The sequence below is a fragment of the Lacrimispora amygdalina genome (assembly GCF_900205965.1).
In the GTDB taxonomy this organism is placed as follows: domain Bacteria; phylum Bacillota; class Clostridia; order Lachnospirales; family Lachnospiraceae; genus Lacrimispora; species Lacrimispora amygdalina_A.
The window spans coordinates 34,742-48,991 of the sequence record NZ_OAOF01000005.1; the positions used below are offsets into that span (position 1 = coordinate 34,742).

The 14,250-nt window shown below is 43.6% G+C and carries 13 protein-coding genes; 11 read left to right on the forward strand and 2 right to left on the reverse strand.

Annotated elements, in window-relative coordinates; genetic code table 11:
* Positions 1 to 164 precede the first annotated feature (164 nt).
* From CRO04_RS08535 to CRO04_RS08560, 7 genes are all read left to right on the forward strand, one after another.
* Positions 165 to 1,334 (forward strand): malic enzyme-like NAD(P)-binding protein, encoded by a 1,170-nt coding sequence (locus tag CRO04_RS08535; protein ID WP_097003827.1) that lies wholly within the window; start codon positions 165 to 167, stop codon positions 1,332 to 1,334.
* Between the two features lies 1 nt (position 1,335).
* Entirely contained in the window at positions 1,336 to 2,637 is a 1,302-nt protein-coding gene (locus tag CRO04_RS08540) for a 2-hydroxycarboxylate transporter family protein (protein WP_242974397.1), read from the forward strand.
* A 213-nt stretch (positions 2,638 to 2,850) separates the two neighbouring features.
* Positions 2,851 to 3,651, forward strand: coding sequence for a methyl-accepting chemotaxis protein (locus CRO04_RS27025; RefSeq protein WP_141400958.1), 801 nt, complete (start codon positions 2,851 to 2,853; stop codon positions 3,649 to 3,651).
* Positions 3,623 to 4,195, forward strand: coding sequence for a methyl-accepting chemotaxis protein (locus CRO04_RS26780; RefSeq protein ID WP_141400959.1), 573 nt, complete (start codon positions 3,623 to 3,625; stop codon positions 4,193 to 4,195). Before CRO04_RS27025 ends, CRO04_RS26780 begins: the two co-directional genes overlap by 29 nt.
* Before the next feature lie 152 nt (positions 4,196 to 4,347).
* Positions 4,348 to 4,701 carry a hypothetical protein gene (locus CRO04_RS08550; protein WP_097003828.1) on the forward strand — a complete coding sequence of 118 codons (354 nt, stop codon included), beginning with the start codon at positions 4,348 to 4,350 and terminating at the stop codon, positions 4,699 to 4,701.
* The gene (locus tag CRO04_RS08555) at positions 4,698 to 5,864 is read left to right on the forward strand and encodes an exonuclease SbcCD subunit D (protein WP_097003829.1); all 1,167 of its coding nucleotides are present in this window, start codon (positions 4,698 to 4,700) and stop codon (positions 5,862 to 5,864) included. The genes CRO04_RS08550 and CRO04_RS08555 overlap by 4 nt, the downstream gene beginning before the upstream one ends.
* A complete protein-coding gene (locus tag CRO04_RS08560; RefSeq protein ID WP_097003830.1) occupies positions 5,861 to 9,025 on the forward strand; it encodes an AAA family ATPase in 3,165 nt (1,054 codons plus the stop codon). The genes CRO04_RS08555 and CRO04_RS08560 overlap by 4 nt, the downstream gene beginning before the upstream one ends.
* A 60-nt stretch (positions 9,026 to 9,085) precedes the next feature.
* Here CRO04_RS08560 and CRO04_RS08565 read toward each other — a convergent pair whose 3' ends face one another.
* Together CRO04_RS08565 and CRO04_RS08570 are read right to left on the reverse strand one after the other, a co-directional pair.
* The gene (locus tag CRO04_RS08565; RefSeq protein WP_097003831.1) at positions 9,086 to 9,406 is read right to left on the reverse strand and encodes a helix-turn-helix domain-containing protein; all 321 of its coding nucleotides are present in this window, start codon (positions 9,404 to 9,406) and stop codon (positions 9,086 to 9,088) included.
* 98 nt (positions 9,407 to 9,504) lie between these two features.
* The gene (locus tag CRO04_RS08570; RefSeq protein WP_097003832.1) at positions 9,505 to 10,383 is read right to left on the reverse strand and encodes a substrate-binding domain-containing protein; all 879 of its coding nucleotides are present in this window, start codon (positions 10,381 to 10,383) and stop codon (positions 9,505 to 9,507) included.
* A gap of 260 nt (positions 10,384 to 10,643) precedes the next feature.
* Between CRO04_RS08570 and CRO04_RS08575 the strand changes: the two genes are divergently transcribed.
* The 4 genes from CRO04_RS08575 to gltA all read left to right on the forward strand — a co-directional run bounded on the left by CRO04_RS08575 (position 10,644) and on the right by gltA (position 14,202).
* Entirely contained in the window at positions 10,644 to 11,267 is a 624-nt protein-coding gene (locus CRO04_RS08575; protein ID WP_097003833.1) for a hypothetical protein, read from the forward strand.
* Positions 11,268 to 11,282: 15 nt separating this feature from the next.
* Positions 11,283 to 11,789 carry a dihydrofolate reductase gene (locus CRO04_RS08580; protein WP_097003834.1) on the forward strand — a complete coding sequence of 169 codons (507 nt, stop codon included), beginning with the start codon at positions 11,283 to 11,285 and terminating at the stop codon, positions 11,787 to 11,789.
* A 134-nt stretch (positions 11,790 to 11,923) separates the two neighbouring features.
* Complete coding sequence (locus tag CRO04_RS08585) at positions 11,924 to 12,814, forward strand: sulfide/dihydroorotate dehydrogenase-like FAD/NAD-binding protein (RefSeq protein ID WP_097003835.1); 891 nt, start codon at positions 11,924 to 11,926, stop codon at positions 12,812 to 12,814.
* Positions 12,814 to 14,202 carry an NADPH-dependent glutamate synthase gene (gltA, locus tag CRO04_RS08590; protein ID WP_097003836.1) on the forward strand — a complete coding sequence of 463 codons (1,389 nt, stop codon included), beginning with the start codon at positions 12,814 to 12,816 and terminating at the stop codon, positions 14,200 to 14,202. Before CRO04_RS08585 ends, gltA begins: the two co-directional genes overlap by 1 nt.
* Positions 14,203 to 14,250: the final 48 nt, after the last annotated feature.

The window sequence follows — 14,250 nt, forward strand, 5'->3', positions numbered from 1 at the left end:
TAGTAGATGTAAACGAGAAAATCAACGAGTATCGGGATAATCTTAAAACCTGTTTTCTTTACTTACATAAGTTTTTAATAAGGTTCACAAGATTTCAAAATGCCGGTACCGGTGATAACATACGGTTATATTAAAAAGTCAACGAAAGGGAAAGGTGAAAAGTTATGGATTACAACAAACTTGCACTTAAGCTGCATGAAAAAAACAAAGGAAAAATCGAAGTAACTTCAAAGGTTGATGTAAAATGCAGAGAGGATTTAAGTACTGCCTACACACCGGGAGTTGCAGAACCATGCAGAAAGATCAGAGATAATAAATCCGAAGTTTACCGCTATACTGCGAAAGGGAATCTGGTGGCTGTAGTAACTGACGGAACGGCAGTACTGGGGCTGGGAGATATCGGTCCGGAAGCAGCAATGCCGGTAATGGAGGGCAAATCCATTCTTTTTAAAGCCTTTGGAGGCGTGGATGCATTTCCAATTTGTCTTGATACAAAAGATACAGAGGAAATTATTAAAACAGTCCGCTATCTGGCACCTGGATTCGGCGGAATTAATCTGGAGGATATCTCTGCACCCAGATGTTTTGAAATAGAGCGGCGCTTGAAAGAAGAACTGAATATTCCGGTATTCCATGATGACCAGCATGGGACGGCAATTGTAGTATCCGCCGGTATTATCAATGCATTAAAGGTTGTTGGGAAGAAAATAGAGGAAGTTAAGGCCGTGATCAATGGAGCCGGATCTGCTGGAATTTCTATCTGCAGACTCTTACTGTCCATCGGAATGAAAGATATTATTCTCGTTGACAAAAAAGGTGCGCTGGCAGAAGGCGAAGAGTGGATGAACGATGCCCAGAAGGCAATGGCTCAGGTAACCAATCCGGAGAATAAAACGGGGGATTTAAAAGAGATTATGAAAGGAAGAGATGTTTTCATCGGCGTTTCTGCTCCTGGAATCGTTACTTCCCAAATGGTTGCCTCTATGGCAAAGGATCCAATCGTATTTGCAATGGCCAATCCAACTCCTGAGATCATGCCCGATGAGGCAAAGGAAGGCGGAGCAAGAATCATTGCCACAGGACGTTCTGACTTTCCAAACCAGATCAATAATGTACTGGTATTCCCAGGTATTTTCCGTGGTGCTCTGGATGCAAAAGCTACTGATATCACAGAAGAAATGAAGATTGCCGCTGCTTATGCCATTGCTGGAATCATAAAGGAAGAAGAACTGACAGAGGAATACATTATACCCGGTGCATTTGATGAACGTGTTGCAAAAGAGGTTGCAGAAGCGGTGAAGAAAAAAGCTGTGGAGCAGGGGGTTGTAAAGTAAGATGGAAAATGAAAAAAACACTATGGGTAAAAAGATTATAAGCATTAAAATATCCGGAATTTCATTGCCTGTTTATCTTGCTTTTACTGCAGTCACTGCAGTTTCTATTGCTATGAAATGGCTTCCTTCCGGTATGATCGGTGCTCTGCTTGTAATGATGATTTTCGGCGGACTGTTTAATATCATTGGTAATAATCTTCCCATTGTTAAAACCTTTCTGGGGGGCGGTGCGATTGTCTGCATCTTTGCTTCCGCTGCTCTGGTTTATACGGGTCTGATCCCGGGATATGTAGTGGAGAATGTTGACCAGTTTATGAATAAAACCGGATTTTTAAATTTTTACATAGCAGCGTTAATTACAGGCAGTATTCTGGGTATGGACCGGTCTCTTCTGTTAAAAGCTGCAGTCCGGTTCCTCCCGGTTGCTCTTTGTGCAATGACCATGGCTATCTTAAGCGTTGGCGTAGTGGGAGCTTTGGTTGGATATGGTTTTGTAGATGCAGTGATGTATGTGGCAATTCCCATGATGGGCGGCGGTATGGGAGCCGGAGTGGTTCCGCTGTCCGGTATGTACGCAGAGGCGCTTCACACAGAATCTGCCGCAGTAATATCAAGAATGATTCCAGCGTCTACTCTGGGTAACGTAATGGCAATTGTAGGAGCCGGAATGCTGGCAAAATTTGGAGAAGTTAAGCCAGGCTTAACAGGAAACGGACGTCTTATGAGAAATCACAATTCTGATTTAAATGAAAAAAACAAGTCTTCTGTCAGTCTGGAAGAGCTGGGAATTGGATTAATTACCGCTATGTTATTCTTTTTAACAGGTGTGATTATTAATAAATTTGTTCCTGCGGTCCATTCTTATGCCTGGATGATTATCCTGGTTGCTGTAAGCAAGGCGTGTGGATTTATTCCCGTAAAATTTGAGGATTCCGCCCGCCAGTGGTCCCAGTTTGTTATGAAGAACTGGACCAGTGCACTTTTAGTGGGAATTGGAATTTCTATGATAGATTTAGGTGCAGTAGCAAAAGCGGTCACCCCCATGTACCTGCTCCTGGTTTTTGTAGTAGTTGCAAGTGTATCGATTGGTGCCGGAATCGGCGGTTATCTGGTTGGGTTCTATCCGGTGGAATCCGCAATTACGGCCGGACTCTGCACCACCAATATGGGGGGAACCGGTGATATTGCTGTTCTTTCCGCAGCCAGAAGAATGGAACTTCTTCCATTTGCCCAGATCGCTACCAGAATCTGCGGTGCACTCATTCTGATAGTAGCCAGTCTGCTGACTCAGTTATTATTTTAGATTGTGGTATAGAATATAAAACGATCCTCCAATAAGGAAAAATCCATTCTTTATTGGGGGATTTTTTTGCGCAGTATGAGATATACTGCGAAACGGTTTGCGGGCGGAGGGATTTTATGACAAAGAGATAAATGCGGGAATCAGTTACTTGCAGAAAAACAAAAGAAAAGACCGGTAAAAATAATCCGGAATAAATGAAAGAGGGTTGTAAATGTGAAAAAGTGGTTTGAAGATTTAAAGGTTGCGAAGAAACTATTAATCAGCTATCTCTTGATTTCAGCATTAACAGTGGTTACTGCCGGTGTTGGGATTGTATCTGTAACTGCTGCTGCGGTAAATTCCAATGCCAGGAATGTAATGGCTGCTGTTATTATCATAGTATTCATTTCAATTGCTGCAATAATTCTTTCTGTCTCTCTCTCCCGTTATATGTCAGATATCATTGCTTATCCTCTGTATATCTTTGAGGCGTTTGCAGGCATGGCAGCTGTGGGGGATTTTGGGGTTGATAAAATAGCAGGTGAAAAAGAAAGAGCCTGGGCATCCAGGAAGGATGAAGTCGGCGGTCTGGCAAGTGCGTTCGACCAGATGATTATCAATAATATAGAACAGGCCCAGACAACCAGGACAATTGCAGACGGTGATTTAACAACGGTTGTTACCATACGGTCTGAAGAGGACATACTTGGGAAGGCACTGGCAGAATTAGTTGAGAAATTCCACAATCTGGCTTCTTCTATTACAACCATAGCAGAACAGGTTAATTCGGGATCTGGCCAGGTCTCTGACGGAGCACAGGCTTTATCCATCGGTACAACTGAACAGGCTGCAACACTGGAGGAATTAAACGCTTCCATCAGCAGCGTGGCCAGACAGGCATCTAAGAATGCAGAGAGTGTTGAAAAAGCTGCCGGATATGTAGGTCAGGCGGGCCAGGGCGTTATGGAAAGCAACCAACTCATGCAGGAAGGAGTTAAATCTGGCAATGAAAGAGATTGGAGCGTCGTCACATGAGATATCCAAGATTACAAAGCTGGTGGAGGACATTGCATTTCAGACTAATATTCTTGCACTTAATGCTGCTGTAGAGGCGGCTCGTGCAGGTGATGCCGGAAAAGGCTTTGCTGTGGTGGCCGACGAGGTGCGCAGTTTGGCAGGAAAATCCGCCGATGCAGCAAAACAGACAGCGGATCTGATTCAAAAATCAGTTACAATGGTATCACACACAGAGCGGCTTGCCGATGATACTCTTAAGCTGTTATCCTCTGTGGAAGAACAGGCACAGATGGTGGAACATTCCATTCAGGAAATTGAATCTGCCTCCACCGAACAGGCAGAAGCAATTGAACAGATAAACCAGGGACTTTCCCAGGTGGCAGCTGTTGTACAGACTAACGCAGCAACGGCGGAAGAAAGTTCTGCAGCCAGTGAAGAACTTGCAGCACAGGCGGAAATGCTGCAGCAGGAGGTGAAGAAATTCAAGCTGCATGAAGCAGGACTATCAAAAAACACAAAACTTTCATCTGATGCTTCAGCCGGTTTCTATAATAAGTATTAATGAAAAACAATATAAAAAGACAGAATGAATCAGGGTTGAAAAACATGGATTGTTTTAACCCTGATTTTTATTTATCTGGAACAAACCAGAAAATTTATGATATACTTTAAACAGTACCGTATGATGGAATTGAGAGAGGAATTATTGATAATATGATGGCAGAATCCATGTTAAATGGCCGTATGCTGGCCGGGGGAGCTGGAAAGAACGATCATAATAATACCCAGCTTCTGTATATTACGTCTTCTTCAGTCAGCGAGAATGATGAGCGGCTCTATATGATCTGTGATAAAGGGGGCAACCCCAATGTTTTGGTTAAAGACCTGCTAACGGGTAATGAAAGTGACTGGCTGGGTCAGGATGCGCATCCTCACCCGATTTACAGCCATGCAGGGGACCGGATAATCTTTAACAGCCGTATGGACCAGTATGTAAATGTATACTGTGTTTCCTCTAAAAACCCTATTTCCCGGAAGCCCACAGATAGAGGAGAGGAAGAACGATGAAATTATTTCATTTGTCGGATTTACACATTGGAAAACAATTAAATGGTTATAGCTTAAAAGAAAATCAGGAAGCTGTTTTAAAGCAGATCGTGGATTATGCGGCCACACAACAACCCGATGCCATTTTAATCTGTGGTGATATTTACGATAAGACAGCCCCATCGGCGGAGGCCTATACCATATTCAGCGGATTTTTAGATGCACTGTCCATGCTCCGCCCACAGCCTGCTGTTCTCATTATTGCCGGGAATCATGATTCTCCTGAAAGACTCTCCTATGCTGGATCATTTTTGGAAAAGCATTCCATTCATCTGTCGGTAATGCCGCCCCAAAATCAGAATGAATACATAAAAAAAGTGGTGCTTTCTGATGAAAAGGGCCCCGTTAATTTCTATCTGCTGCCTTTTTTAAAACCAGGATATGTAAGAAATCTCTTTGGGGACAGTCAGCCCCAGGGATACGAACATGCGGTTAAGGAAGTTCTGGCAAGAGAAAACATAGACACCGTGGAGCGTAATGTACTGCTATCCCATCAGTTTTACGCCGGGGGAAGCTCAGATCCGGAGACCTGTGAATCAGAGCAGGCAGTTATTATGGCAGGAGGGCTGGACCGTGTGGATGTTTGTGTGCTTCCGGCCTTTGATTATGTGGCACTTGGGCATCTCCACGGACCACAAAGAGTTTCAAAGGATTGGATCCGTTATAGTGGAACGCCATTTAAATATTCCGTCAGTGAGGAGCACCATAAAAAAGGAATCACTGTGATTCATATGGGTGCAAAGGGGGAGGCGCTGACCTATGATGTACTTCCTCTTCGGGGGATTCAGGATGTAAGGCGTGAAAGAGGAACCTTAAAGGAGGTACTAGACCGTGCGGATGATACGAACTGCCATGATTTTATCAGCGTGACCCTTACCGATGAAGACGAGCCTTACCGGATCAGAGAGCAGTTAAAGGAAGTCTATGATCATCTGCTGGAACTGAAGGTGGACAATGTGCGCACCAGGGAACGAATGATGGAGGAAGAGGAGCGTGTACCTGTTTTAAATCCTCTGGAAGCATTCCGGCAGTTTTACAGGACTGTGAGAGGGGAAGAGATGACAGAGGAAGCCTTTCATGCCATGGAGAGAATCGTACAGGAAGCAAAGGAGGAAGGTGCATGAAACCATTGAAGTTGAAGATGTCCGCATTTGGTTCCTACAAAGATGTGGAAACAGTGGATTTTGAAATAGCCGGGCATGGGATTTTTCTCATTACCGGAGATACCGGTTCCGGAAAAACCACGATTTTTGATGCGCTTTCCTATGCGCTTTTTGGAGAAACAAGCGGACATCGAAGAGATCCTTCCATGATGCGCAGCCAGTATGCAGACGGGGATATGGAAACTTTTGTGTCCTTTCGTTTTTCCGAGCAGGGGGAAATCTATGAAATTACAAGAAGCCCTTCCTATTTAAGAAGCAGTAAAAGGAAAAACAAGGAAGGTGAGTACACCCAGATCTCAGTTCCTGCAAAGGCTTCCCTGTTACTGCCCACAGGTGTGGAATTTGCCGGTAGTATCCGGGACATTAACCAGAAGATTGAAGAGATTATCGGTGTGGATTCCAGCCAGTTCTCACAAATCGCCATGATAGCCCAGGGAGATTACTTAAAGCTTCTTCTTGCTGCCTCGAAAGAGAGAAAAGAGATCTTCTCCAGAATATTTAACACAGGGATATACAGCCGGATTCAGTATAAATTAAAGGAAAAAAATAACTTCTATGCTGGAAAGCTGGAGGATAACCGTAAGCTTTGTGTTCATGAGCTGGGGAATCTGGAACTGCTATGTGACAGTGTTTACAAAGACCAGTGGACTCATCTGCTGGAATTTCCGGAGACGAAAACGGAAGAAATTATCAGCCTGCTGTCAGCAATTTTAGCTGAGATCCGTGATAAAGAAGAGAAGCTGTCGGTTAAAAGGGAAGAAAACAGTGAGCGTCTTTCCAGCGTGGAAAGCAAGAGGAATCTTGCCATGGAGCAAAACCGCCTGTTTGATAAACGAAAGGAAGCTGCTGACCGCATGGAGGCATTAAAGCTTCAGAATGAGGATTGGAAGCAAAGGCGGGAGCGGCTTGCGAGAGGGGAACTGGCGGAACAAGTCTCTACTGCAGAGGCACAATATAAGGAAAGAAAAAATGACTGGGAAGCAGCTATGAAACGGGAGCTGCAGATTGAGGAAGATTTAAAGAATGCAGGGGAAATGCTTGCTTTGGTAAAGAAAGCTGCATTTGAATGCAGGGAAGCGTCAGAAAAGGAGGTTCCCCAGCTGTCGATTCTCTTAGACCGCCTGAATTCCTCCATGCCTCTTTATGAGGATTGGAAGAACATGGAGGAACTGTGCCGCATCAGAAAAAGAGAAGAGGAGGAGGCCAAAAAACAGTTTGAGGAAGCAGCTAATGAGTTAGAACGAGTCAGTCTGCGCTTAAAAGAATACGAAAAGCAGCTGGATACACTGACTGAAATCGCGAAAAGGCTTCCGGAACTGAAACAGTTAAAAGGAGAGTATACGAGAAAGGAAGAGGCTTTAAAGGGATTGTTTGTGCCATTAAAACAGGTCAGGTCTTGTCAGCTTGAATTAACAGAATTAAACAAGTCAGAAAAAGCCGCCCAGGCTGCCTATGAGGAGGCACAAGCCCTTTATAACACCTTTTATCAAAGCTTTTTTGCCCAGCAGGCAGGAATGCTTGCAAAGGAACTGACAGAGGGAGAACCCTGCCCGGTATGCGGCTCCTGCCATCACCCGCAAAAGGCAGAGCTTTTAAAAGACGGTATTTCTGCCAGGATGGTGGATGAGGCCAGAATTTCAAGAGATAAAGCCAATGAGCGCCGGTCAGAAGCCGCTCTGCTTGTGGTTCAAAAATATGAAGACTGCCGTTACCGGGAAGAATTGATAAAGAAGGAGGCAGGTCTTTTTATTGGTCCCTGTACAGACTTGGATTCTCTGGGAGAACGTCTTATATCGGAAGAAAAAGAAACCAACCTCCTGTTGGTCAATACGGAAAAAGAGGAGAAGAGAGCAAGGGAAGCGGAAGCGTTTTTAAAGGAGATCAATGAAAAAAAACGAAATGATATCAGCCGTATGACAGTACTGGAACAGGAAAAGGAAGCCTTTCGCGGAGCCTGGCAGGATAAGAAAGTGAAAAATTCCGCTTTATTTGCGAAACGGGAGCAACTGGAAAAAAGTCTTCCCTATCCGGACGAGAAGCAGGCAAAACTCCAGCAGGAACGATTAAAAAACAAAAGGGATCAACTGCTGGCAGCTGAAAAGAAGGCAAATGAGAGGTTTCTTCTTCTGTCGGAAGAGGAACGGGAAAAGAGGGGCCGCCTTGCTTCATTAAAAGAAAATACACAAGAGCTTTTCAAAGCACAGGAGAGTACAGGAAAGGCTTACCATTCGCTTCTGATAAAGCTGGGATTTTCTGATGAAGCAGATTATATCCAGGCTAAGATGCCCTCTGACCAGAGGAAGGCATGGCAGCAGGAAATACGGGAATACGAGGAAGCGTGTCTCACTGCCAGGACAATCTATGAGCAGTATAAAGAACAGACAAAAGGAAGGGAGCGTGTGGATACATCGCATTGGGATGAAGAAGCGTATGCATTAAGGGAGGAGCAAAAGGTCCTTCAGTTAAAGTCGGCTGAACTTGCAGGGATTGAAAGCCGGGCTGAACGGGCAGAAGGAAATTTAAAGAAGCTTTGGAAGGAGCGGCTGGAGCTTGAGACGGAATATCAGCTGTATCATAATTTAAACCAGACAGCCAATGGAAAGCTTTCAGTAAGTCTGGATTTTCAGACTTATGTGCAGCGTCAGTATTTTAATCAGATGGTTCATGCTGCCAATAAGCGGTTAAAGATCATGTCTGACGGTCAGTTTCTTTTACAATGCCGGGATTTAAATGCTTTAGGAAAGCAGGGGGAGGTTGGACTGGATCTTGATGTGTACAGCCTGGCAACCGGTCAGGTAAGGGATGTGAAAACATTGTCAGGAGGAGAATCGTTTATGGCAGCTCTTGCAATGGCTTTAGGAATGGCGGATATTATTCAGAGAACGGCAGGAAATGTGCGGCTGGATGCAATGTTCATTGATGAAGGCTTCGGATCTTTAGATGAGGAATCCAGATTAAGGGCCGTGCGGATCCTTCTGGAACTGGCGGGGGAACACAGGCTGATTGGGATTATCTCTCATGTAAGTGAACTGAAAGAACAGATTGATAAGAAGCTGTTGGTTACGAAGAATGAGAGCGGCAGCACAATCCGGTGGGATCTTGATCACATAAGTCCCGTCTGATAAGTGGTGGAAGCGGGAGACTGGAATCAGTAACGATCCGTTTTCCCGCTTTTTCTGCCGCTATTTTTTTAACTTTTTCTGACCTTCTAAAAGAAGGTTAAACAGATTGTCAAAGTCCTGGTCTTTTAATGGCGTCAGTTCTGACATCAGTTTATGAAGCAGGAGAGGATTTGCATTTTCTTCATCAAAAAACTCCCCTGGAGATATCCCGAAAAATTCACAGATCAATAGAACGTGTTCCATAGACGGTGTGGTATTCTTTGATTCTATATCACTGATGTAATTATCCGCCTGTCCCAGCAAAAGACTCATCTCAGTGGCTGATATCCCCTTTTTTGTCCGAAGCTGTTTCAGTCTTATCGGTATGTAACTTTCATCCATTCGTAACTTTCTCCTTTACAAAAACTCAATATTACAATTATAAAAGACGATTGGTCATGATTCAATAGATAACAGACATTTCTTTTAATATAATTTTATTACGATAATATTTGACTTGATTTATATATATTTACTACAGTTACTCCAGTATTAATAAATTTTGGACCTGTATCAAATCCCTTTAATGATGCAACTGCCTGGGCCATACCCAGATAGCCCATTGTAAATGGATTTTGTATCAAAACAGCTTTTATTGTATTATCTCTTATCATTTCCTGAATTATCTGTGTGATATCAAATCCAATACCGATAATATTTGTGTCATATTCTCTCAAAGCATATCCCATCCCTAACGTAGATCCTTCATTCGTTGAAAAAACACCAACAAGATTGGGATTGTCTCTTATATATTTTTCCGTTGCTTGTTTTGCTAACTCCGGGTCACCATTCGTATATATTGTATCCAATATCTGATATCTGCCAAACAATTTAAAATAATCGCGAAATCCTATTTCCCGATTTACAGTCGTTCTGTTTTCCGGTGTTACCCCAATGATTCCTATTAAACCATAAGTGACACCAATTGCCTCTAATTCGTAAAACATATTTTCTCCAGCTAACTTACCAGCTGTATAATTATCTGTAGCTAAAGTTATGACTGCTTCTTCAAACGCTGGTGCATCAACATAAATAATTTTTACCCCCTTCGCTTTCGCTTCTTCCACTGGTTCGGAAATCTTTAAAGGATCACTAGCCGCTAACATGATTGCATCTGCTCCCGCTGCTACGGCATTATTAAATATTTGAATTTGTTTATTTACATCTCTCGTTAAGGGGGCGTCCCATTCATATGTAACACCTAACATAGCAGCCATTTCTCTGGCACCATTATCCATAACCATCCAGAATTGATCACTTCTATCCATGGTTATTAAATAAATATTATAATTATCATTTACTATATGGTTCAATTCCACATCATCTCCTATATTATGAATATAGATTTACCATGTGAAGGAGATTTCGATAATAGTATTATTACTATTCAATAATCCTGTGGCATGGATATTCAAATATATGCGTGGAAGGGTTCTTAATATTACTTTATTATGATTTATATGTAATTCCCACCCACTCCCTATAATTCATTTAATAAAGGAATGGACGAAACAAATGTTTTGTTTTATAATGGATGGGACTATGAAACAGGGAATCCGCAGTTAGAAAGGAAGATACCATGTTAAAGTGTGAAAAAACCAGTGTTATGAATATAGAAAATGCCATTCGGGGTGCAAGAAATCCCATGAACAGCTGGGACCGTATGGATAGTGAATACAATGAACAGGGCGAATACATACTTGGACCAAACGATCTGGGACTTGCCAGACGCTTAAGAAAGGCCGGAAGCGACCATAGAAAGTTTATACGCCAGATTTTTGTCTCCGTAGATGTAACGGCACCTTTATACTGGTGGAAGGAATACGATACCTATAAAGTATCTACCGTAGCCAATTCCACAAGCACTATGCATAAGATTCATTCAAAACCATTTGGTATTGAGGACTTTAGCCATGATCATATGACAGAACGAACGCTTGCTTTTATGGGAACGGTTGTGGAAGAACTGGAAAAGATCCGTCTGCGTTATATTAAGACAAAGAATAAAGAAGACTGGTATGATATGATCCAGCTCCTGCCCTCCAGCTATAACCAGATGCGCACCTGTACATTAAATTATGAATCTTTAATCAATATCTATTTTGCCAGAAGAGGGCACAAATTAAAGGAATGGCATACCTTCTGCAGATGGATTGAGGAGTTGCCCTACGCAAAAGAACTGATCCTTGCAGAGGAAGAATAAAAGGTGGACAGGCATATGAATTTAATTGTTGCAGCAGATAAAAACTGGTCGATAGGGAACCAGGGACAGCTTCTGGTATCCATACCGGAGGATAAACGATTGTTCCGGGAGGAAACTCTTGGAAAGATTATTATTATGGGACGCAGGACATTAGAGAGTCTTCCGGGTAAACAGCCGTTATACGGAAGAACCAACATCGTTCTTACCAGAAATCCTGACTATCAGGTGAAAGGTGCTGTGATCTGCCACAGTCTGTCAGAGGTGATGGAAGAACTTAATAAATATCCGGAAAAAGAATGTTTCGTTATTGGAGGACAAAGCATCTATGAGCAGTTTCTTCCTTATTGTGATACAGCTCATGTGACGTTTATTGATTATACTTACAGCGCCGATACCCAATTCCCGGATCTGGATAAGGATCCATGCTGGGAGATGACTGCAGAAAGTGAAGAACAGACATACTTTGATTTGTGTTATACGTTCCGAATGTATAAAAGAACGGGTCAATCGATAAAAAAGTAATGATATTTATCGAATTATATTGTCTTTGACCCTTAAAAATGATAAGATAAACCGAGTACCATTTCACCTGATTGTCAGGAAGGCTTTCAGGAACGGTGCATAGGTATATTCACGAAGACATTAGGAGGATGAAGATGTACAGGATTTTAAAAGCAGAGATGTTAGCTGACAAGATCTATCTGATGGATGTGGAAGCACCCCGGATTGCCAAAGCCTGCCAGCCTGGAGAGTTTGTTATCGTAAAGATGGATGACAGAGGAGAGCGGATTCCGCTTACAATCTGTGATTATAATCGTGATAAGGGAACCATTACCATAGTATTTCAGACAGTGGGTGCCAGCACGGAAAAGATGGCCGATTTAAAAACGGGTGACAGCTTTGAGGATGTAGTAGGACCTTTGGGCAACGCATCAGAATTTGTAACAGAAGATTTAGAAGAAGTAAAGAAAAGAAAGTATTTATTTGTAGCCGGCGGTGTGGGAACTGCTCCTGTATATCCACAGGTGAAATGGATGAAGGAACACGGAATTTCCGTTGATGTGATCATGGGTTCAAAGACAAAGGATTTATTAATTCTGGAAGATGCCATGAGAGAACAGGCCGGTAATTTATATGTGACCACAGATGACGGTTCCTACGAAAGAAAAGGAATGGTTACCGAAGTAATTAAGGATCTGGTGGTAAATCAGGGAAAACAGTATGATGTCTGTGTTGCCATCGGCCCCATGATTATGATGAAGTTTACCTGTCTCATGACAAAGGAGCTGGGTATTCCTACGGTTGTCAGCTTAAACCCTGTTATGGTGGACGGAACTGGAATGTGCGGAGCCTGCCGTATTACTGTAGGGGATGAAGTCAAATTTGCCTGTGTGGACGGACCGGAATTCGACGGCCATAAAGTGAATTTTGACGAAGCCATGAAGCGTCAGATGATGTATAAGAGCGAAGAGGGACGTGCGATCTTAAAGTCCCGGGAAGGCGATACTCATCATGGCGGCTGCGGAATGTGTGGAGGTGACAACTAATGGACGTTTTAAAGAAAGTACCAGTCAGAGAACAGGATCCTAAAGTGAGAGCAACAAACTTTGAAGAGGTTTGTCTTGGATATAATGAAGAAGAAGCGAGAGAAGAAGCCAGCCGCTGTATTCAGTGCAAAAATCCAAAATGCGTAAAGGGCTGCCCGGTATCCATTAATATTCCGGGATTTATTAAGGAAGTGGAACAGGGCAATATCGAGGAAGCTGCAAAAGTGATTGCAAAATCCTCCGCGCTGCCCGCTGTATGCGGCCGTGTATGTCCTCAGGAAAGCCAGTGTGAAGGCCAGTGTATCCGCGGAATTAAGGGAGAGCCGGTTTCCATCGGTAAACTGGAGCGTTTTGTTGCAGACTGGTCCAGAGAGCATGGAATTGTACCGGAGGCACCTGAAAAAACCAACGGCAAGAAGGTGGCAGTGATCGGTTCCGGTCCTTCCGGCCTTACCTGCGCAGGTGATCTTGCAAAGCTTGGATACGAAGTTACCATATTTGAAGCTCTTCATGAGCCGGGCGGTGTACTTACATACGGTATTCCGGAATTCCGCCTTCCAAAAGAAGGAGTGGTACAGCCGGAGATCGACAATGTGAGAAAGCTGGGCGTTAAGATTGAAACCAATGTGATTGTAGGAAAATCTGTGACTATAGATGAACTTCTTGATGAAGAAGGATTCCAGGCCGTGTTTATCGGCTCCGGAGCCGGACTTCCGATGTTTATGGGAATTCCGGGAGAGAATGCAAACGGTGTGTTCTCTGCCAATGAGTACTTAACCAGAAGCAATTTAATGAAAGCATTCCGCGATGATTACGACACTCCGATCGTAGCCGGTAAGAAGGTGGCAGTTGTTGGCGGCGGCAACGTTGCGATGGACGCAGCTAGAACTGCTCTCCGCCTTGGCGCTGAGGTGCACGTTGTCTACAGACGAAGTGAGGCTGAGCTTCCTGCCAGAGCGGAGGAAGTACATCACGCAAAAGAAGAAGGAATTATATTTGATCTTCTGACGAATCCAGTTGAGATTCTCACCGATGAGAAGGGCTGGGTAAGCGGAATGAAATGTATCAGAATGGAACTTGGAGAACCGGATGCTTCCGGCAGAAGAAGACCTGTAGAGGTAAAAGGATCTGAATTTGTCATTGATGTAGATACTGTCATCATGTCATTGGGAACATCCCCTAATCCTTTAATATCCAATACCACCAGGGGACTGGATATTAATAAGCGCAGATGTATCATTGCGGAGGAAACTACAGGAAAGACCAGTAAAGAAGGCGTATATGCCGGAGGAGATGCAGTGACAGGAGCTGCAACTGTAATTCTGGCCATGGAAGCCGGACGTGCCGGCGCAAGAGGAATTGACGAATATCTTTCTGCCAGGGATTAATCCGGACAGAGAAGGGCTGCCGCTAAGCCGGCAGCCCTTTTGAGACGG